The organism is Rhodococcus sp. C3V (assembly GCF_029269915.1).
GTDB lineage: Bacteria > Actinomycetota > Actinomycetes > Mycobacteriales > Mycobacteriaceae > Rhodococcus_F > Rhodococcus_F qingshengii.
The window spans coordinates 249070-268527 of record NZ_JARJBE010000004.1; the positions used below are offsets into that span (position 1 = coordinate 249070).

Below are 19458 nucleotides of genomic sequence, written 5' to 3' on the forward strand. Positions count from 1 at the left end.
CTTACGCCTTCAGCAGGTCATCCGCGTCGACGGGTCGGTAGTGGTATCGAGCCACTTGCCGTAAGCGTCGCCGCCTGCTGCGCGAACGTCCTTGCAGATCTTCGACTCGGTGTTCCCGGATTCGCGATACACCGTGTAGATCGCCGTCCCCGAATCGGAGACTTGACGCAGTGACGGGCAGGACTGGTCTGTGCGTAGGTATTTCGAGCCGGGGAACGCGTCGAGGTAGTTCTGGATCTCGCTGGCGTACGTTGCCGGATCGGTGGCATTGGCCAACACCACGATTCCGGTTCCTTTGCATGAGGGGACGGTGATCGGCTTGCTCACCCCGAGATCGCCGTTCTTCGTGGCGGGGTTCGGCGCCCGCGTGGTCGTGGTTGCCTGCTGTCCGGCGGTGGGTAGCGGCTCGAGCTTCGGCGTTCTGACCGGATCCTGAATGGGTGCCGGTGCCGACGTGGCGGTGGAAGCTGCTACAGCGGTTGGTGATTCGGGGCCCGAGTTCCCCAGCGTCACCCAGACCGCCGTGCCTCCTGCGGCCAGAATGAGTGCAACTCCAGCCGCACCGATCGCGATCGGGGCTCGGTTTCGCTTGGTCTTTGTCGCGATGTGCGTGTAGTTCCCGTGAGCGGGATTTACCGTGGTGTAGATGGGCGGCCCGACGATCGTGGGGTGCAATCCGCCGGCGGCACCGGGGGTATCGGTCGTCGAGAGGGCCTGCCGCGCTTGGAGTGCGAGCGCTCCCGTAGTCGGATAGCGGTGTGCGGGATCCTTTGCCATGCCGCGAGCCACGATGGCGTCAAGGCCTTGCGGGAGCGACGGAACCGCCAGTGTGGGGCGTGGCGGCGGAGCGTTCAGGTGCGAATTGACCAGATGCTCGATGCTTGTGGTGTTGAAAGGTGTTGTTCCGGTGAGTGATTGGTAGAGGACACAAGCCAGGGAATAGACATCCGCTGCGGCCGTCGGCGTTTCGATTCCGAACCGCTCCGGCGCCATGTATGCATACGAACCGACTGCGCTTCCCTCGGTGGTGATCTTCGTGTCCGTCTGTGAGTATGCGATTCCGAAGTCGACGAGGTAGGCGAAGCCGTTGTTCGTGAGAATGATGTTGTCTGGTTTGACGTCACGATGGATGAGCCCGCGGGCATGGGCGGCGTCCAACGCCGACGCGATTTGCGAGACGATGTCGACGGCTCGTACAGGCGTGAGTCGGCCGAATTCGGTCAACTCGGCTCGCAACGTATGACCTTCGACCAATCGCATGTCGATGAAGAGAACTCCGTCGATCTCGCCCCAGTCGTGCACCGGGATCACGTGCGGTTCGTTCAGGGCGGCGGTGGTGCGAGATTCTCGGCGGAAACGAGCTTGGAATGACGGGTCGGCCGCAAGCTCTCGATGGAGCAACTTGAGAGCGACCAGGCGATCCTTCGAGGTGTCGTACGCCTCGTACACTTCACCCATTCCGCCTCGGCCGAGGAGGCTACGCAACTCGTACACGCCGAATCGGGTTCCTGATCGCCCTTCGTGCGAGCTCGAGGCGTTTTCAGTCATCGTCGGTCCCATCGCTGCGGTGCAGAGTCGGCCATCAACATATCGTTGTCAGGAGGTGCCGGGCGACCGCCTAGACTGATGTACGTGGCGGGCCGAATTTCTGACAGAGACATCGCGGCCATTCGCGAACGCACTCGCATCGAGGACATCGTCGGTGAATACGTTTCACTCAAGCGTGCCGGTGGCGATTCGATCAAAGGTCTGTGTCCCTTTCACGACGAGAAGTCGCCGTCGTTCCATGTGCGACCCAACCACGGCCTCTACCACTGCTTCGGCTGCGGTGAGGGTGGTGACGTGTACTCGTTCCTGCAAAAGATGGATCACATCAGCTTCGTAGAGGCCGTCGAGCAGTTGGCGGATCGACTCAGCTACACGATTTCGTACGAGGGCGGCGGACCGTCCGTTCAGCGCGATCGCGGCACCCGTGCACGCTTGATCGCAGCAAACGCGGCGGCTCAGGAGTTCTACGCCGCTCGTCTGCGCGAACCCGATGCCCAGGCGGCTCGCGACTACCTCACCGAGAGAAACTTCGACGGTGCAGCGGCCCTGCAGTTCGGGTGTGGATACGCGCCAGAAGGTTGGGACACTCTCACAAAATACTTGATGTCCAAAGGTTTCGAGTTCAAAGAACTAGAAGCAGCCGGGCTGTCCAAAGAAGGCCGGCGAGGTCCGATCGACCGGTTCCATCGCCGACTTCTGTGGCCGATCCGCAGCGTCGCCGGTGACGTCATCGGCTTCGGTGCCCGCAAGCTCTTCGACGACGACACCATGCCGGGTAAGTACGTCAACACGCCGGAAACGATTCTCTACAAGAAGTCTCAGGTCTTGTTCGGCTTGGACCTCGCCAAGCGCGACATCGCCAAGGGGCACCAGGCGGTAGTCGTCGAGGGTTACACCGACGTCATGGCGATGCATTTGGCCGGCGTCAAGACCGCCGTCGCTTCGTGCGGGACCGCCTTCGGTGAGGAGCACCTTGCGATGCTCCGCCGACTCCTGATGGACGACAGCTACTTTCGCGGTGAGATCATCTACACCTTCGACGGTGATGCCGCGGGGCAGGCCGCTGCGATGAAGGCGTTCGAGGGTGATCAGAAGATGGCCGGGCAGACGTTCGTCGCCGTCGCGCCCGACGGAATGGACCCGTGCGATCTGCGTCTGAAGTCTGGTGACGCCGCCGTTCGCGACCTCGTGGCACGGCGCACTCCGATGTTCGAGTTCGTGGTGAAGTCCATCCTCACCGAACACGATCTGGAGACCGCTGAAGGTCGTGTCGAGGCACTGCGTCGTACCGTGCCCGTCGTTGCGCAGATCAAGGAATCAACTCTGCGCGACAGCTACGCGAATCTGTTGTGCGGATGGGTCGGTTGGGACGATCTTCCGTCGGTTCGACGACGCGTGCGTGACGAAGCTCGCAAACGGGCGTCGACGCGTGGATCGTCACCGGCACCCAAGCGTCGTCAGGTTGTCGACCAACCTGCTGCCGATGCGCTTGCGCTGCCGATCGGAATCTCCAGGCCCCGGCCCAACGATCCCGCGCTCTCGACGCAGCGAGCTGTCCTCAAGGCCGCATTGCAGCACCCTGGCATCGCCGGCAGTGTCTTCGACTCGTTGCCGCCCGAGACGTTCACCCACCCCGCCTACGTTGTCATCAGACAGGCAATGGCTGACGCCGGTGGAACGAGCAAGGGACTCGGCGGCGCCGAGTGGATCGAAGTCGTCACCAAGGGCGTCGAAGACATGACGGTGGCCTCGGTTGTATCTGAGCTGGCCGTCGAACCGATGCCGTGTGACGAAGACACGGTTCCGCGCTACATCAACGGAGTGCTCGCACGACTGCAGGAAGCGTGGGTGGGCGAGCAGGTTGCCGACCTCAAATCCAAGCTTCAGCGCGTTTCACCTGCTGCAGCCCCCGAGGAGTACAACTCACTGTTCGGCGACCTCGTGGCGCTGGAGCAGTATCGCCGACAGCTGCGTGAGCAGGCTGTCGGCGACCAAAGCGTCTGACCTAACGGTTTTTCTTCAACTGGTCGTGGGGGACCAGAATCGTAGTCTCCTCGTTGATCGGCTTCATCGGCTCGAGCTTGGGCTGAGTACTCAGTGAGTCGGCCAGCTTCTGCCGTGACGCGTCCAACACCTTCTTGGTGGCCGGACTGGTGGCCACCGCCTTCGCGGCCCGGCTGATCTGCTCGTATCGTGCGCGGCCCGCTTTGGTTCCCAGGACGTACCCAGCTGCAACACCGATCAACAAACGCATCATTCCTGCTTCCCTCCAGCACCGATCGTCCTGACTCCATCCTGCCTGATGACTCGCCGTGCAGGCGATTTGGTACTTCGGTGAAGGATTCGCTACAGTTTCTCAGGCAACGCCGGAACGGGCGAAGCGAGCAAGACAATCCCCTGTAGCTCAATTGGCAGAGCTTCCGACTGTTAATCGGACGGTTGCTGGTTCGAGTCCAGCCGGGGGAGCAGCGAAGCCCCTCACCTGAGAAATCGGGTGGGGGCTTTCTTGTTTTTGTCTGACCTAGTGCGCTCGCAGCAGACCCACCGATCGAAGTGCCGATTCGACGTCTGCCGCCTTGTTTGCTTGTTCGCCGCGAATTCCCAGCCGTCGAGCGCTGAGGACGTTCACCGGGTTGTCGTCGACGAAGAAGGTCTGCTGTGGACGCGCATCGAGCAATTCCAGCGCAGCCAGGAAGGCCGCAGGTTCGGGTTTGGTAGCTCCGAGCATGCAGGAGAAAACATGCTCGTCGATTGCCGATGGAGTTACGACACTCTCGATGGCGGCCAACAGGACAGGCCCATTGTCGTTTTCAGTGACGCCGATGGCCGCTGCACCCGTGAACGCGACGCGTAGATATTGGCGACAGATACACCAAAGCCCGACGCAAGTGTCTGCGTCGGGCTTTCGGTGGAACCGTCGAACTGTTTGACGGGTGCGCTTACTTCGCTGCGCGATCCGACGGCTCGAACAGCCGGATGATGTGGCTGGGGTTGATGTAATAGACACCATTCGGAGAATTGAGGACGAGAGTGTCTTCGGTGAAATCGGTGACGGTGCCGTTCAGCTTCGCGCCGTCGGACATGATGATCCGGATCGTGGCCTTCGAGTTCTTGAATTCGGTCAGTGCAAGCTTCATGTGGTGATCCTGTTCCGTGGGGTGTGCACTCCCACGGTATCGGCTCATCGCTCCTGTGCCGACCAACCTTGGAAGACTCGACTCGAAAGAGTGCAACGCGTCACCGCCTGCCCGATTGTGATCCGCGTCGGATGTGCCGGTAACATTCGGATTCGCCGCGATGCATCGCATCCGGATGGGGCGGTAGCTCAGTCGGTTAGAGCCGTGGACTCATAATCCATTGGTCGCGGGTTCGAGCCCCGCCCGCCCCACGTTCAGGTGCCGTGAGCCCGCGGGTCAGCCCCAATGATTTTTGTCGAAAATCATGCTGCAGACGATCGCCAAGGCGACTAGTGCGCAAAGTGCAATCACCAGGACAGTTGCCCACACGTTGTTGGGATTGAATCGCCTGGCAATGCGCCTGCGGTTGCGTCTGAGTCGAGCGTTCGTGGTCACACAAGGAATCGTCGCATCATGATCGTCGATCGCAGATGAGGTGAAAGTCTCGGATCCAGATGACCAATTTCCCGACAGTGTCGGATGTGCAACGCTTCTGGACGTGACCGAGACAGCGACCACTCGGAAGACGAAGGAAAAGCAGGTACCTATCCAGGTATTTCAGCGTATGTGCTCAACCAGCCGAAGTGTCACGCTCTAGATGTACTTACGCACGGCGATCGAAGGTGATTTCGATGATCGAACTCAGGGGTCACTGAACAATTGTCTGTACCTGCCGGCGCGAGCCCGGCCCACAGGTGACGACGATGCGTTCCAGTGACCCCCTGAGCGTCGACGCACGCTGGTTTAGCAGATAGCTGGCAAGAAACCATCTTCGCCTGGTGTAAGTGCAGGCAGTCGAGCCGACCCCCCGCGGCTCGACTGCCCTCAACACGCGATGTGGGGTCCGAATGGCGGCGCCGAATTGGCGATTAGGGCGCCCGTCTGCGAACCGAATGTCAGTGAATGTAGAAGTTCTCGGAATTTCATTGGGAGACAGTAGGTTTGTTTGATCCCCAGGTTGAGGGAGTCTGGGGATCGCCTACCTGTGATTGGGGCACTCACGAACTGTGACGGAAAGGTCCGCTCCCGGATATTAGATTTACGGTGCGTCCGAACTGGCCGGAGACACTTGACGTGGAGTTTCCGGCGCCGACGTTCTACCGATATCGGGGCTTCTGCCCAGGACTCGCTTGGTGACCCATACGGCAGGTGCCGACAGGAACGGCAGATACACGAAGATATAGCTGTCGAACTCGATGCCCAACGCGAGATAAACCCCAAGGTGAAACCCGAGTAAGACGACGATCCCGATTCTGAACAAGACAGGGAAGAGCACGGCAACGATCAACCAGCCTTCAGCGAAGACAGTGGCGTAGTCGAGTGCTTTCCATAGCCACTCCGAATGGATGTCGAATAGTTCGTGGGTCAGCGGACCGAGCTTGGTGGGGTCAGCGACGTCTCGCGCAACGTAGCCCCGGGTTGCCTGCAATTCGGGGTTCAGCCAGCCCGACGCAGCTTTGGGTAGTGCCGCTGTAAACAGGGCGTAGGCGACCGTCACTGCCCAGATGAGCATGGGCAGTCCGCGGGTTTGAAGTGCTTTGCGTTGTGTGCGTGAACGTCGTGCGTCGAGGGACCATGCGGCGCCCCATCCAGCGGCTGCCATGGCCACCGGCAAGATTTCGAAAAGAATGAAGTGGTCGACCTTGCCGAAGGAATTGACCAACCCGCTGCCGGTCATGAGCGTGAGGGTCATTGCGATGGACGCGGCTGTCGTTCGATATCCGACCAAGATGGCGATCGCCAGGATGAATCGGGCGACTTCGAGTCCGACGAGGAAGTTCTCGGAGGGTGGTGACGACAGCAGGGAGAACGGACCGGATTGCGGATGAAACAGAATCGAGGGAACCTCGCCCGCCCACGTGTAGTCGATGGGAAACGCGATCACATATAGCGCGAAGAGGATTCGAATGACAGCGAGGAACCTCGCATCCCCGCGGTACGCCTCGCACAACTGATCGATGTGGTCGCGCAGGAACAACAGAGTTCCCGCACGGGCACTCATAGATCAACCCTTGTCGTTTCGCACGGGTCAGTTGACGCATCGGTTCCGTCGGTAATGTCGATAATTGTTTTGCGCCAGCAGAACTCGATACTGTCCGGGATGGCACCACTTCCGACTTCGACGCTGCGGTTTCGGAGCCATTCGACCAATTCAGGGTCCGCGGTTCGGGTGTTGCGGTCGCCTGCCCCGCTGGGGCGGAACGCATAATCGAGTGATGCTCTCGCGGATGAGTAGCGAATATCGCCGGCGAGATCCACTGGGTTGGGACTGATCGTGGATCCGTCGGTGTAATGGAGAGTGATATCCAAGCCACTTCCACTGAACTCGCCGTCTGCATTGGGCACGCCACCGAAGCTGGGCATGCGAATTGTCGGGTATGGCTCAGGGCGGACACCGAACGAGTAGGCGCCTTGCACGAGGAGTACGACTGCGAGTGCTGCGAACGCGATCAGTCGCCGATTGCTGCGCTTTGCTTCTGTTTCCGGCATGTCGACGTTCTTCCTGGCACCTGGTGCCGGTTTCTTCGAATGAGAAAAATAGAGGGGATTGCCGAGCGGGGGGACTGGGTGTTGTCGCGCGTCCGTGCAGATGTGCCGAAAGTAGTTGAAGTGTCGACGAAATATAGCTGCGCGATTGCCGCTTGTCGCAGTGTTGATTTGAAAATGGACTTTGGTCCGTCGAATGGGGGACGGTGTGCCCTGAATGCTTTGCCGCGCCTTAACTTCCAGCAAGCTTGGCCCCAGTCTGCTGTGAGAGCGGGATTTCACTCCTTCGTTGATGACCGATTCAAGCGGAACGACAGATGCTTGACACTCGCTCAGAGGCAACATGATTCGACCCCGTATGTTTACGGGGTGACCAAACCCAACAAGCGAACTGTCGCCGTCATCGGTGCCATGGTTTTCACCGTCGTAGCGGTGATCGTAGGATTTGCGTACGAGCAATCCCGAGACAGTCGGGCAACTGCCTCTGTATCGCAGCCTGACAGTTCGGCGCCGGCGCTGAATGCCCCTACCGACGACTTCGACACGGTCGCAATTTTGGGGGACTCGTACTCGATTCCGAACACGACGGGAGATCATTGGCCGGCGCTGCTCGCCTTCGATCGTCGCTGGTACCTGGCAGATTTTGCGAGCGGTGGCACCGGCTACGTCCAGGGAAACGAGGAAAAAGGCAAGCTACCGTTCGGTGCGAAAATTGATCAGGTCGTTGCGGTGAATCCCGAGGTCGTCATCATCGCCGGCGGTCGGAACGATGTTTCGTACCCGCTCGAGGTGCGAGATGCGACTCGGGAGTTGTATGCGCAGCTACGAGATCGGCTTCCTCACGCCAAGGTTGTCGTCATCGGCCCCATCATGGACAACCGGCCTCCATCCGAGACCGCTGTCAATGTCAACGATCGAATCCGTTCCGCCGCTGAGCAGTACAAGCTGCCTTTCATTGATGCGCTCGCCGAGAACTGGCTGTCGGACCCGACGTTACTCAAGGAAGACGGCATGCATCCCACGCCGGCAGGTCAAAGGCTCATGTTCGAGAAGATCAGCGAGCACCTTCACTCGCTCGGTCTCTAGCTCTGAAGGAAAGCGAAGAGGACCCCGCAGGCGCGGGGTCCTCTTTTTCGTGAAAAGTATTGTCGGACTTAGGTCATCAGTAGCGAGGACTTTGGGCGCAGTCTTGGCTGGCCGGCTGCCTCACACGGTGATGGAGAAGTTCGGGTAAGAAAGCTCTCGTGGACTGTGTCGCCGCCCCTATCCGCGTTGCGGCTTTCGTGCATCGCAGTTCACCGCAGGTGATGCACGCGCGGCGATACCTACGCTGGGAGCTCGTCGGCGGAATGTCGTTCGTGTCCCTTGCCGGTGGCTCGACCATCACTGCAGCCTGAACGGAGATGGCAGGGACGGCGTAGATCATGTCGATAAGTTGGCCACCCCTGATGTTCTGCGCTACCCGTGATCAAACCGGGCAATCGGAACAAAGTGCTTGTCGAAGAGTTACAGTTGATGTTAATATGTAACGATAGGTCGCAAATGAACAGCGGCTTCGAGGTCTCGCTACCGGAAGCCGATGGGCGCCGGGGGAGATTCGTCTGCTGTCGATGGACGCGACGCCGTTGGGCGGCACGGATAAAGGCTCTGTGAATTGCGCCGGGTCGCACCCCTGATCAACCTGACAGACCAACGTAACGGAGAACATACTGTGACAATCAAGAACTCGATCGGGCCTGGTGTCGAAGCCGATCATGGAAACAGGCTGTTCGGCAACACTATTCGATCAGCTGAAGGTGAGGAACTGGTCCAGCGGCTGAATGCCATGTTCGAGCGAGCGAACAGCGCAGGTCAGGTGGTGAATCAACGAGAACTCTCGACCGTGCTTTCTGTGCGGAGATCCGAGGGTTCGCCGGTCGACCGGTCGATTCCGGCGCCTGACAGGCTGATGCATGCGATCGAGGGACTCTCGTACGAATCCATTTCCCTGTTGATTTGTGCGGCCGAGCATTTACTGCGTTCGGAAGGGGTACATGTCGACTCGACGCCCTTCACGTGAGGGGCGACGAGACCCGTCGAGGAAATCGAAGTGATCGGTCCGTCGCCGACGAACGAGTATTTTGTCACGAACGGAATGACGTAGTTACGTCGTCGTTTGTAATTCTGTTGTGCGACCGGCGAATCAGGCCTCCGGCGTTGCTCGGTCGCACGATCCCGATTTCGCTGCTTCGAAGGCTTCTTGGGTGCGCTCACGCGCCTCAGCGTCGAATCCTCTTCAGTCGTCGTGCGGTCCGCTCGTGTCATCGCGGACTCGATCGATCGGCGACGTGGAATCAGTCGGAGTATGTCCAGTTCTTCGGCCGATCCGAGTATCGACCGGCAAATCTTGTCGACGGAGTCAGATGCCGATACCGGCACAGAAATACGGATCAACATTCACCTCGGGAAGCCGCATGAAGTGAATTGACTATCGCAGTCTGCTGTTGTGGTGTGAACGTTGCCCAGGCGCTGGCGGAACCCACGAGTTCAGGGACATCGTTCCATCCAGGGCTCTGTAGCCGGGCCAACGCCGCCTCGACCGTCCCGAAAACTTCGAGGTACGCATGTGCGTCGTCGCATGTGAAGGCGAGTTCGTGGGGTTCCGCGTCGCCCACGTCCCCGCCACACGAAGTAAGCATCAGCACGAATGGAGTCGCAATAGCGATCATGATTCGCTTCATCGGCCAATCGAAGCAGACTGACCCCGCCCTGGCGGACTATTCTCGATCCATGCCGACCACCCCGGATACAAAGAACTGGACCTGGGTCCTCGAACGCCCATGCGCCGAGTGCGGGTTTGATTCGTCCGCTGTGGCGTTCGCGGATGTTTCCAGATCTTGTGCGTAGCAATGCCGTCTCGTGGGCCGAGGTACTGGAGCGCGAGAATGTGACGGAGCGACCGGACAGCGAAACATGGTCAGCGCTGGAGTATTCCGCCCACGTACGCGACGTGTTCCGGATCTTCAAGGTGCGGTTGGAACAGATGCTCGAATTCGACGATCCGCGATTCGAGAACTGGGATCAGGACGCAACAGCCGAGGCCGAGCGGTACAACGACCAAGATCCGGCAAAGGTGGCATCGGAATTGTCCGACGCCGCGGCGGAGGTCGCGAATGCCTTCGAAACCGTGCCAGAGGGTAGCCGCCAACGACGGGGTCTCCGCAGTGACGGATCGGCGTTCACCGTCGAATCGTTGGCGGCCTACTTCATTCACGATCCGATCCATCACCTGCACGACGTCTCGGTGTAGTCAGAGCCCGCGCACCTCCTCGAGGGTTCTTCTGGCTCCGACGGAGTGCAATGAGTCGAGGGTCTTTCGGAAGCTAGCGACAAATCGGCGATCGTCCACGAGATCGCCGAACACTTGGCGGTACCCGATGAAGGCCAACGGGTCGCTCGACTGTTTCTGGGCGAGCGGCACCAGAGTGTCCGACAGCTGATCGACGACGGTGATGGGATCTCCGTTCTCGTCTGTGCCCTCGGCGTAGCGGGCCCAGCTAGCGACAATTGCGGTGGACAGGTTGATCGACCCACCGGTGTCGAGTTGGTTCCGGATGACGGGCAACAGCCACTTGGGAATTCGATCGGACGACTCGGCACACAGACGTGCAATCGTGTCGCGGATCTGGGGGTTCGAGAATCTTTCGATGAGGGTCTTCTTGTACTGATCGAGGTCGACGCCGGGTACCGGGTCAAGGGTCGGCGTCGCTTCGAGATTCATGTAGTCGAGCAGGAACCCCGACAAGAGTTCGTCCTGGCATGCCTCGTGGACCAGGCGGTATCCGGCAAGGTAGCCGAAGTACGCGATGCCTTGATGGCCGGCATTGAGAAGGCGCAGTTTCATCAGTTCGTACGGGCGAACATCCGGCACGAGATTGACGCCGGCATTCTCCAGAGGTGGCCTGCCTGAGGTGAACTCGTCCTCGAGGAACCACGCGGTGAACGGCTCAGCCGCGACCGGCCACTGATCTTCCACGCCAAACGTCTCGGCGATCTCGGTGGTCACCTCGGCTGTCGTGACGGGTGTGATCCGGTCGACCATGGAGTTGGGGAAGGCGCCGTTCTCGTCGATCCACTCCGCAAGTTCGGGATCCTTCAGGGCGGCGAACGCTCCGACTGCCGTCCTGGCGACCGATCCGTTGCCTTCGATGTTGTCGCAACTCATGATCGTGAACGGGGCGAGGCCCCGGTCGCGACGGAGTGCGAGTGCCGCACAAATCAGACCGAAGGTGGTGTGGGGGAGTGTTCCCGGCTCGAGATCGTGCATTACATCGGGATCGGACGCGTCGAACTCACCCGTAGTGTGCGAGATGTTGTATCCGCCCTCGGTGATGGTGAGAGATACGATTTTCGTCGATTCGGATGCCATCTTTTCGATCACCGCCTCCGGATCCTCCGGAGCGAACAGGTACTCGACGATCGACCCGATGACCCGGGCCTCGAGGGTTCCGTCAGAATGCTTGAGCGCCAGCGTGTAGAGGCAGTCCTGCGCGCGGAGAGCGTCTTTCATCCGCTTGTCCGACGGCATCACTCCCACTCCGCAGATTCCCCAGTCGAAGCCCTCACCGCGTCGCAGGAGATCATCGATGTACATGGCCTGGTGTGCACGGTGAAAGCCTCCGACACCGAAATGCACTATGCCAGTAGTGACTTTGCTCCGGTCGTAGTTCGGCACTTCGAGTGCAGCATCGAAGTCGAACAGGGTCTTCGTATTGAGTTCCATGAAAGTACTAGTCTCCTTCGGCGACGATGACTACGGCTTTGATGCTGCCGAGAATGCGATCGGCCACCAGGGCCTCTTGCGACTGTTCGAGTGAAAAGCGTGCTGTGACCATCGAGTCCAGATCGACGCGCCCGGCAGCGACCAATGCGGCGGCGATCGGCCACGTGTTGGCGTACCGGAACACTCCGGTCAGCATCAGTTCGCGATTCTGAATGATCGGGACCGGCAACGGTATCTCGTCGGCACCCATTCCGACCAGAACGACGGTTCCAGCGGGCCGAACTGCGTGAATCCCGTCGATCACCGCGGCCGTGGCACCCGAGGCGTCGATGAATGCGTCGACGGCCAGCGAGCGTACGTCGCCCTCACGTGGATCAACGACGGTTGTTGCGCCGAATTTCAGTGCCACATCACGTCGGGCCGCGTCGATGTCTGAGACGATGACTTCCGTCGCGCCGAATGCCTTGGCCACCTGCGTCGTCACGATTCCTACCGGGCCGGCGCCGGCGATCAACACCCGAGAGCCGGCAGTGATCCCCGCCTTCTGGGCTGAGGCGATCCCTACGGAGAGTGGCTCGAACAGCGCAGCTGCCTCGTAGGACACGGAATCTGCGATGGGATGGGCGAAGTCGGCACCGATCGTGACGTAGTCGGTCAGCGCACCGTCGATCGGCGGCGTCGCGAAGAACTCCATATGAGGGCAGAGGTTGTATCTGCCTGCCTTGGATTCGGGACTTGTCGGATCGGGCTTCTGAGGCTCGATGGAGACACGCTGCCCGATGCGTCTTGGGTCGACGCCGTCACCGACTGCGGCGATGCGTCCAGATGCTTCGTGTCCGAGAACGAGCGGTGAGTTGACTACGTAAGGGCCGATGCGACCTTCGTGAAAGTAGTGCGCGTCCGACCCGCACACGCCCACGGCATGGATGCGAACGAGGACTTCACCCGCCTTCGGGGACGGTCGTGGTCTCTCGACCATCTGCATCTTTCCGGTCTCAACGAGGACATTTGCCCGAATTGTCGCAGGTAGATCGACGGATTCTCCGGAAACTGTTGTGTGGGTCACAACGTAGATGTTAGCTTAATGAGCATAAGAACATCTAGTGATCATTTGCTCACGATCGAGAAACTTTGAACCTGATGCACAAGGAGACCGTGTGAACCAGTCGGCTCAGCCCACAGGACTCAAGTCGTCGAAGTTGCCCGCTTCCGAGGATGTGCGGCTCGCCTTGCGGGCGGCGACGATGTATCACCTCGAAGGTGCCACTCAGGCGGAGATTGCAGCGAAGTTGGGCGTCTCGCGGCCGACAGCCGGGCGACTGTTGGCCAGGGCGCGGACGCAAGGTTTGGTCAGGGTCGAGATTTTGGTGCCGCCTGAGCTCGAAGGTTCGGTGAACACGGAGTTGGAATCGAAGCTGGAGAAGCACTTCGGGTTGGCCGAAGTGTTGATCGTCCCCGAAGCGATTTCGGATACGGACGACCCGGACTTCGACGCACTCGGCCGAAGAGCAGCGGAAGTTCTGGTTCGCCGTCTGCAGCCGTCGAGCGTTCTCGGGTTTACCTGGGGTCCGGAAACCGTTGCGGTAGCAAGATCTTTGCCAGACAAGGCCGCGAAGTGCTCGGCTGTGGTACAACTTGACGGCTCCATGACGGTGACCGACTACCAAACCGGTGTCGACTTCACCATCGGCCGATGTGCACAACAGTTGCAGGCCAATCCTATTCGTCTCAACGCTCCGCTGTATGCCGACTCGGCGACAGTGGAGTCGATGCGAAACGACTCGGTGATCTCGAAGGCGCTGCAAGCCGGAACTGATTCCGACATCATGGTTTTCGGAGTCGGTGCCGTCTCGACCGCGACGACCTTGTTTGCCGGTAGCTTCGTCGACTCGACCATGCTGGACGAGTTGGAAAGTCGAGGCGCTGTCGGTGAAATCGGCGGCCGTTTCTACACGATCGACGGCAATCCAGTGGAGGGGCCACTGCCTGAGCGAACGGTCTCCGTCTCGCTCGACGCAGTGAAATCCTGCGATCAGACGATTCTGATTTCGGGGGGAACACACAAACGCCAGGCCGTTCTGGGCGCATTGCGCGGAGGTTTGGCAAACGTACTCGTCACCGACGTCGAGTGCGCCCAGTGGCTGCTCGAAGGCTAGCGATCTCACGAGTTTCGCTGTCCGAGCGCGCGACTGACACGCAAGTGTGAAGGAAGGTAATCCGTGAAAACAGGAAGACGAGTGTGGGGCGCTGCCGCGGCGGCGCTCTGCCTCCTGGTGTCGGGATGTGCGGGCGCTGGTGCGCTCGGTGGTTCCGGCGAACGAACAGTCACCATCGCGATGGTGTCGAACTCGCAGATGCAGGACGCCATCAAGCTGGCGCCGGCTTTCGAAGCCGAGAACCCTGGCATCGACCTCAAATTCGTCAGCCTTTCCGAGAACCAGGCGCGCGCCAAGATCACAGCGTCGACGGCAACCGGCGGCGGTGAGTTCGACGTCGTGATGATCAGCAACTACGAGACACCTCAGTGGGCTGCAAACGGTTGGCTCACGAACCTGTCCGACTATGCAGACACGACGCCCGGTTACGACGAGGACGACTTCGTACCGTCGATCAAGACTTCTCTGTCGTACGAGGACAGTATGTACGCGGTCCCCTTCTACGGGGAGTCGTCGTTCCTGATGTACCGCAAGGATCTGTTCGATCAGGCGGGGATTACAGTTCCCGAAGACCCGACGTGGCAAGAAGTCGCAGGTTGGGCAGCGCAGTTCGACAACCCGGATGCCAAGATGGCGGGAATCTGCTTGCGCGGAAAGCCTGGCTGGGGTGAGGTACTCGCACCGCTGAACACAGTGATCAACACCTTCGGTGGACGCTGGTACGACGAGAATTGGAATGCGCAGTTGACCAGTCCGCAGGTCGAGGATGCGGTTCAGTTCTACGTGGACACGGTCAAGGAGCACGGTCAGCCGGGTCCTGCCACAAGCGGATTCGGTGAATGTGCAACACAATTCGCGCAAGGCAACACGGCGATGTGGTACGACGCGACCTCAGCTGTGTCGGTGCTCGAAGATCCCGCCTCGTCGAAGGTAGTCGGCAACATCGGATATGCGAAGGCCCCGAAGGTCGAGAAGTCCGATCCTGGTTGGCTCTACACGTGGGCGCTCGGAATCCCGGAGTCGGCAAAGAACAAAGATGACGCCTGGAAGTTCATTTCCTGGATGACGAACAAGGACTACATCCAGAAGGTCGGAACCGAACTCGGCTGGTCGAGAGTTCCTCCGGGAAGTCGCCTATCGACCTACGAGATTCCGGAATATCAAGAGGCCGCACAGGCATTCGGTCCGATCACCCTCGAATCGATCAACAATGCAGATCCGAAAAACCCGACAGTGCAACCGGTTCCGTACACCGGCGTCCAGTTCCTCACCATCCCTGAGTTTCAGGACCTGGGCACTCGCGTCAGCCAGCAGATCAGTGCGGCCATCGCGGGTCAGAAGAGCGTGAAAGAAGCACTCGAACAATCCCAGCAGTATGCCGAGGTGGTCGGCAAGACCTATCAGGAGAACCGATGACTACGGTTGCCGAGCCCAGAACTACGGTGGACGACGCGCCACCGGTCCGGGTCGAAAAGAAGATCTCCCGCGCCGAGGGTTGGCGTCGTAGAGGTCCCCTGTTGCCGGCGTTGATCTTCTCGATCGTCGTCACCCAGATTCCGTTTCTGTTCACCCTCTACTACTCGACGCAGTCGTGGAACCTAGTCCGGCCGGGATCGCGGCACTTCAACGGGTTCGACAACTACATAGAGGTTTTCAAGGACAGTCAGTTTCGGGAAGTCGCGGTCAACACGGTCATCATGATCGTGGGAACCGTCATCGTTTCCGTGATCCTCGGACTCGCGCTGGCGCTGCTACTCGACCGCGCATTCCTTGGTCGGGGGATCGTGCGGACACTGCTGATCACGCCGTTTCTCATCACTCCCGTCGCCGGCGCATTGCTGTGGAAGACAACAATGTTCGACCCGGTGTTCGGTATCGTGAACTTTGTCCTCCAGCCTTTCGGCGTCGGCCAGGTCGACTGGGTCAGTAAGTTTCCGCTCGCCGCCGTCATGATCAATCTGATCTGGCAGTGGACGCCCTTCATGATGCTGCTCATTCTGGCCGGTTTGCAGTCCATGCCCCGAGACATTCTCGAAGCCGCACGAGTGGACGGAGCCAAGCCGTTTGCGATGTTCCGCGAACTGACGTTGCCGCACCTGCGCCGCTTCATCGAACTCGGTGCAGTTCTGGGTGCGATCTACCTCGTGAACACCTTTGACGCGGTGTACATGATGACCTCGGGTGGGCCCGGCGTGGCCAGCTCGAACCTGCCGTTCTACATCTACCAGCGCGCGTTCCTCGGCTTCGACGTAGGTCAAGCTGCGGCGATGGGTGTCGTGACAGTGATCGCGACGATCATCGTGTCGACACTTGCGCTCCGATTGATCTTCAAGAGCTTCACCGGCAACGAGGAGGCGGCGTGATGACTGCCGTAGAGACGACAAGCGCGACGACCGACAAACCCGTCGTCAAGAAAAAGAAGAGCAGTAAGTTCAGTCCGTGGTCGGTCGTGGCGTGGATCGCCGCTCTCGGATTCTTCTTCCCGGTCTTCTGGATGGTCCTGACCGCGTTCAAGACCGAGGCAGACGCCTACACGGATCCGCCGAAGCTGTTCTTCACTCCCACCCTCGAACAGTTCCGTGCCGTCCTCGACTCCGGTCTCGGCACGACGCTGGCAAACTCCGCATTTGCGACGGCCATGTCGACGATTCTTGTTCTGCTACTGGGTGTTCCGGCTGCGTTTGCATTGTCGCTTCGCCCGGTAGCCAAGACTCAGGACGTTCTGTTCTTTTTCATCAGTACCAAGATGCTCCCAGTCGTCGCTGCAATCGTGCCGCTGTACGTGATCGTCAACGACATCGGATTGCTCGACAACATCTGGGCGCTGGTCATCTTGTACACATCGATGAATCTGCCGATCGCAGTGTGGATGATGCGTTCGTTCTTTCTCGAAGTCCCCGGCGAACTTCTCGAAGCTGCCAGCATGGACGGCGCGAGTTTGTGGACCTCGGTTCGCGAGGTGATCCTCCCGCTGATCTCGCCCGGAATTGCTGCGACTGCGCTGATCTGCGTGATCTTCTCGTGGAACGAATTCTTCTTCGCCGTCAACCTGACAGCTGTTCAAGCACAGACGATTCCGGTCTTCCTGGTCGGGTTCATCACCGGCGAGGGCCTGTACTGGGCTCGGCTCTCCGCGGCAGCGACCATGGCGGCATTGCCCGTCATCCTGGCCGGTTGGTTCGCCCAGAACAAACTGGTGCGCGGCCTGTCCTTCGGTGCAATCAAATAATTCTCCTCACCCTCTCAGGAGTTCGTCATGGCTGAAATCTCGTACCAGAAAGCGTCTTGCATCTACGAAGGTGCCGGGACCCTCGCTGTCGATTCACTCGATCTCGACATCAACGACGGGGAGTTCATCGTGCTCGTCGGTCCGTCAGGTTCCGGAAAGTCCACGGCCCTGCGCATGTTGGCAGGGCTCGAGGACATCGATTCCGGCGCGATCACCATCAACGGCAAGGACATGACCGATGTCCCGTCCAAGGATCGCGACATCGCAATGGTCTTCCAGAATTACGCGCTGTACCCCAACAAAACCGTCGGGGAAAATATGGGGTTCGCGTTGAAGATGCGCGGTGTGCCCGTCGAGGAGCGTAAGAAGAAAGTTGCCGAAGCGGCCAAACTGCTTGACCTGACGGAATACCTCGACCGCAAACCGGCCAAGCTTTCCGGTGGTCAACGGCAGCGAGTTGCCATGGGCCGAGCTATCGTTCGTGAACCGCAAGTGTTCTGCATGGACGAGCCGCTCTCCAACCTCGACGCAAAGCTACGCGTCCAGACCCGCACGCAGATCGCGGCGTTGCAGCGTCGTCTCGGAACCACCACCGTCTACGTCACGCACGATCAGGTGGAAGCGATGACGATGGGTGATCGCGTGGCAGTGCTCAAGGGCGGCAAGTTGCAACAATTCGCTTCTCCGACCGAACTTTACGATCGGCCGGCCAATGCGTTTGTTGCCGGCTTCATCGGATCTCCAGGTATGAACTTGGTAACGGCGCCGGTCAGTTCGGGTGGGGTGCGTTTCGGCGACGTCGAGGTTCCGCTGGACCGCGAGCAGATGGCGGCAATCGCCGCGGCCGGTCTGGCTTCGGTCACAGTGGGAATTCGGCCCGAGCAATTCCAGGTGGTTGCTGCCGGTGACGGAATCGCAGCTCAGATCGACCTGGTAGAGGAACTGGGCAACGAGTCGTACATCTACGCACACGTGCCTGGTACCGAAGCCGACCCGATCTCGCTCGTTGCACGCACCGGCGGTCGATCGAAGCTGCAGTACGGCCAGACGCTGGGCTTCGAGCGGGTGGACGGCCTCGTTCACCTCTTCGACCCGGCTACGGGCGAGCGTGTGGGTAGCTGAATCCCATCACATCCATCTTCGACTGGTGAGAAGGTTAGGGTCTACCGATGAGTGATACACGCGAACGATCCGTCGTGGTGTGTGGTGAGGGACTGGTTGATCTGGTTCCGGTGGGGGAGAACTTCTCACCCAAGTTGGGCGGTGGACCGTTCAACGTTGCGATTGCACTGGGTCGACTCGGATCCGACGTGGGATTCGTCTCTCGCTTGTCCACAGACGCTTTCGGAGATCGGATGATCGACTCGCTGGCCGCGTCCAATGTCGACACAACTGGGGTCGAACGTGGGCCCGAGCCGACAACTCTGGCCGTCGTGAACCTTGCAGCGGACGGAGGTGCGCGGTATTCCTTCTACCTCGAGGGAACGGCGGATCGACAGTTCGCGCTGCCGAAACTTCCCTCTGCCCGGGCATTCTCGTTCGGAACGCTGTCGCTGGTGCTCGAGCCCGGGGCCTCTGCCTACGAAGCTTTGCTGCACGAAGCACACGCCCGCGGTCGACTCACCATGGTGGACCCCAACATTCGTCCGGCGGTGATCTCCGACCCGGACGCGTATCGACGACGGTTTCGTTCGTGGTTGCCCGCCATCGATATTCTCAAAGTGAGCGACGACGACGCGAAGTGGTTGGGTTCGGTCGACGGCGCCGAGTGGCTCCACGAAGGCGTCGGCGCCGTCCTGCTCACCCGTGGTGGTGACGGGTTGCGGTTGATCACCGAGGAACTCGATGTTTCGGTGCCGGCGCCCGCGGTCGACGTCGCGGACACGATCGGTGCGGGCGATACCGTTCACGGAGCCCTGTTGGCCTACCTTGATCGTCACGACGCACTCGACGTCGCTGTTGTGCGTGCGTTCACCGAGGCAGATTGGTCGGCCGCGTTGACCTTTGCCGCACGCGCGGCAGCCGTCACCGTGTCACGTCCCGGGGCGGATCCGCCGTGGTCAAGGGAGTTGGGCCTGCCCGTCTAGCACTGGGGACCAC

General features: G+C 60.0%; 18 protein-coding genes, 2 tRNA genes and 1 pseudogene. 13 read left to right on the top strand and 8 right to left on the bottom strand.

Annotation, left to right across the window (positions count from 1 at the left end; all coding sequences use genetic code 11):
• Positions 1 to 9 precede the first annotated feature (9 nt).
• Complete coding sequence (locus tag P3G66_RS13495) at positions 10 to 1560, bottom strand: serine/threonine-protein kinase (RefSeq protein ID WP_276116715.1); 1551 nt, start codon at positions 1558 to 1560, stop codon at positions 10 to 12.
• Positions 1561 to 1632: 72 nt separating this feature from the next.
• On the opposite strand from P3G66_RS13495, the gene dnaG reads away from it, so the two are divergent.
• Positions 1633 to 3552: a DNA primase gene (dnaG, locus tag P3G66_RS13500; RefSeq protein WP_007731115.1), complete on the top strand. Its 1920-nt coding sequence runs from the start codon at positions 1633 to 1635 to the stop codon at positions 3550 to 3552.
• 1 nt (position 3553) lies between these two features.
• Here dnaG and P3G66_RS13505 read toward each other — a convergent pair whose 3' ends face one another.
• Entirely contained in the window at positions 3554 to 3805 is a 252-nt protein-coding gene (locus P3G66_RS13505) for a hypothetical protein (protein WP_003941570.1), read from the bottom strand.
• Between the two features lie 136 nt (positions 3806 to 3941).
• On the opposite strand from P3G66_RS13505, the gene P3G66_RS13510 reads away from it, so the two are divergent.
• Positions 3942 to 4014, top strand: a tRNA-Asn gene (locus tag P3G66_RS13510).
• Between the two features lie 55 nt (positions 4015 to 4069).
• Here P3G66_RS13510 and P3G66_RS13515 read toward each other — a convergent pair.
• Together P3G66_RS13515 and P3G66_RS13520 are read right to left on the bottom strand one after the other, a co-directional pair.
• Positions 4070 to 4558, bottom strand: coding sequence for an HAD-IA family hydrolase (locus P3G66_RS13515; protein ID WP_276116716.1), 489 nt, complete (start codon positions 4556 to 4558; stop codon positions 4070 to 4072).
• Positions 4488 to 4685: a hypothetical protein gene (locus tag P3G66_RS13520; RefSeq protein WP_003941659.1), complete on the bottom strand. Its 198-nt coding sequence runs from the start codon at positions 4683 to 4685 to the stop codon at positions 4488 to 4490. The genes P3G66_RS13515 and P3G66_RS13520 overlap by 71 nt, the downstream gene beginning before the upstream one ends.
• Positions 4686 to 4862: 177 nt before the next feature.
• On the opposite strand from P3G66_RS13520, the gene P3G66_RS13525 reads away from it, so the two are divergent.
• Positions 4863 to 4936 (top strand) — tRNA-Ile (locus tag P3G66_RS13525).
• A gap of 827 nt (positions 4937 to 5763) precedes the next feature.
• Here P3G66_RS13525 and P3G66_RS13530 read toward each other — a convergent pair.
• Together P3G66_RS13530 and P3G66_RS13535 are read right to left on the bottom strand one after the other, a co-directional pair.
• Positions 5764 to 6726, bottom strand: a complete 963-nt coding sequence (locus P3G66_RS13530) for an HTTM domain-containing protein (protein WP_133727533.1) — start codon at positions 6724 to 6726, stop codon at positions 5764 to 5766.
• On the bottom strand, positions 6723 to 7214 hold the full coding sequence (locus P3G66_RS13535; RefSeq protein ID WP_276116717.1) for a hypothetical protein: 492 nt from the start codon (positions 7212 to 7214) through the stop codon (positions 6723 to 6725). Before P3G66_RS13535 ends, P3G66_RS13530 begins: the two co-directional genes overlap by 4 nt.
• Positions 7215 to 7580: 366 nt before the next feature.
• Here P3G66_RS13535 and P3G66_RS13540 point away from each other — a divergent pair, with 366 nt between their 5' ends.
• From P3G66_RS13540 to P3G66_RS13555, 4 genes and pseudogenes are all read left to right on the top strand, one after another.
• A complete protein-coding gene (locus P3G66_RS13540; protein WP_024487644.1) occupies positions 7581 to 8297 on the top strand; it encodes an SGNH/GDSL hydrolase family protein in 717 nt (238 codons plus the stop codon).
• A 158-nt stretch (positions 8298 to 8455) separates the two neighbouring features.
• Positions 8456 to 8608 (top strand): hypothetical protein, encoded by a 153-nt coding sequence (locus P3G66_RS13545; protein WP_276116718.1) that lies wholly within the window; start codon positions 8456 to 8458, stop codon positions 8606 to 8608.
• 314 nt (positions 8609 to 8922) lie between these two features.
• Positions 8923 to 9270: a hypothetical protein gene (locus P3G66_RS13550; RefSeq protein ID WP_054827189.1), complete on the top strand. Its 348-nt coding sequence runs from the start codon at positions 8923 to 8925 to the stop codon at positions 9268 to 9270.
• A 710-nt stretch (positions 9271 to 9980) separates the two neighbouring features.
• Positions 9981 to 10500 (top strand): annotated as a pseudogene (locus tag P3G66_RS13555) (DinB family protein).
• Here P3G66_RS13555 and P3G66_RS13560 read toward each other — a convergent pair.
• Both P3G66_RS13560 and P3G66_RS13565 read right to left on the bottom strand, forming a co-directional pair.
• The gene (locus P3G66_RS13560; protein WP_042450149.1) at positions 10501 to 11973 is read right to left on the bottom strand and encodes a mannitol dehydrogenase family protein; all 1473 of its coding nucleotides are present in this window, start codon (positions 11971 to 11973) and stop codon (positions 10501 to 10503) included.
• A 7-nt stretch (positions 11974 to 11980) separates the two neighbouring features.
• Positions 11981 to 12991 carry an NAD(P)-dependent alcohol dehydrogenase gene (locus tag P3G66_RS13565; protein ID WP_030536583.1) on the bottom strand — a complete coding sequence of 337 codons (1011 nt, stop codon included), beginning with the start codon at positions 12989 to 12991 and terminating at the stop codon, positions 11981 to 11983.
• Positions 12992 to 13130: 139 nt separating this feature from the next.
• Between P3G66_RS13565 and P3G66_RS13570 the strand changes: the two genes are divergently transcribed.
• The 6 genes from P3G66_RS13570 (at position 13131) to P3G66_RS13595 (ending at position 19445) form a co-directional block, all read left to right on the top strand.
• Positions 13131 to 14129 carry a sugar-binding transcriptional regulator gene (locus tag P3G66_RS13570; protein WP_030536582.1) on the top strand — a complete coding sequence of 333 codons (999 nt, stop codon included), beginning with the start codon at positions 13131 to 13133 and terminating at the stop codon, positions 14127 to 14129.
• A 63-nt stretch (positions 14130 to 14192) separates the two neighbouring features.
• Positions 14193 to 15545, top strand: a complete 1353-nt coding sequence (locus tag P3G66_RS13575; protein ID WP_030536581.1) for a sugar ABC transporter substrate-binding protein — start codon at positions 14193 to 14195, stop codon at positions 15543 to 15545.
• A complete protein-coding gene (locus P3G66_RS13580) occupies positions 15542 to 16492 on the top strand; it encodes a sugar ABC transporter permease (RefSeq protein WP_019748978.1) in 951 nt (316 codons plus the stop codon). The genes P3G66_RS13575 and P3G66_RS13580 overlap by 4 nt, the downstream gene beginning before the upstream one ends.
• Positions 16492 to 17358 (top strand): carbohydrate ABC transporter permease, encoded by an 867-nt coding sequence (locus P3G66_RS13585; RefSeq protein WP_050657016.1) that lies wholly within the window; start codon positions 16492 to 16494, stop codon positions 17356 to 17358. Before P3G66_RS13580 ends, P3G66_RS13585 begins: the two co-directional genes overlap by 1 nt.
• A gap of 27 nt (positions 17359 to 17385) precedes the next feature.
• Entirely contained in the window at positions 17386 to 18480 is a 1095-nt protein-coding gene (gene ugpC, locus P3G66_RS13590) for a sn-glycerol-3-phosphate ABC transporter ATP-binding protein UgpC (protein WP_276116719.1), read from the top strand.
• 47 nt (positions 18481 to 18527) lie between these two features.
• A complete protein-coding gene (locus P3G66_RS13595; protein WP_007731141.1) occupies positions 18528 to 19445 on the top strand; it encodes a carbohydrate kinase in 918 nt (305 codons plus the stop codon).
• Positions 19446 to 19458 lie beyond the last annotated feature (13 nt).

Excerpts from the sequence above, each read along its gene's own strand:
- P3G66_RS13595 (WP_007731141.1), top strand. The coding sequence starts at position 18,528 with ATGAGTGATACACGCGAACGATCCGTCGTGGTGTGTGGTGAGGGACTG.
- P3G66_RS13535 (WP_276116717.1), bottom strand. The coding sequence starts at position 7,214 with ATGCCGGAAACAGAAGCAAAGCGCAGCAATCGGCGACTGATCGCGTTC.
- P3G66_RS13580 (WP_019748978.1), top strand. The coding sequence starts at position 15,542 with ATGACTACGGTTGCCGAGCCCAGAACTACGGTGGACGACGCGCCACCG.
- P3G66_RS13585 (WP_050657016.1), top strand. The coding sequence starts at position 16,492 with ATGACTGCCGTAGAGACGACAAGCGCGACGACCGACAAACCCGTCGTC.
- ugpC (WP_276116719.1), top strand. The coding sequence starts at position 17,386 with ATGGCTGAAATCTCGTACCAGAAAGCGTCTTGCATCTACGAAGGTGCC.
- P3G66_RS13560 (WP_042450149.1), bottom strand. The coding sequence starts at position 11,973 with ATGGAACTCAATACGAAGACCCTGTTCGACTTCGATGCTGCACTCGAA.
- P3G66_RS13505 (WP_003941570.1), bottom strand. The coding sequence starts at position 3,805 with ATGATGCGTTTGTTGATCGGTGTTGCAGCTGGGTACGTCCTGGGAACC.
- P3G66_RS13520 (WP_003941659.1), bottom strand. The coding sequence starts at position 4,685 with ATGAAGCTTGCACTGACCGAATTCAAGAACTCGAAGGCCACGATCCGG.
- P3G66_RS13495 (WP_276116715.1), bottom strand. The coding sequence starts at position 1,560 with ATGGGACCGACGATGACTGAAAACGCCTCGAGCTCGCACGAAGGGCGA.
- P3G66_RS13515 (WP_276116716.1), bottom strand. The coding sequence starts at position 4,558 with ATGGTGTCTATTACATCAACCCCAGCCACATCATCCGGCTGTTCGAGC.
- P3G66_RS13530 (WP_133727533.1), bottom strand. The coding sequence starts at position 6,726 with ATGAGTGCCCGTGCGGGAACTCTGTTGTTCCTGCGCGACCACATCGAT.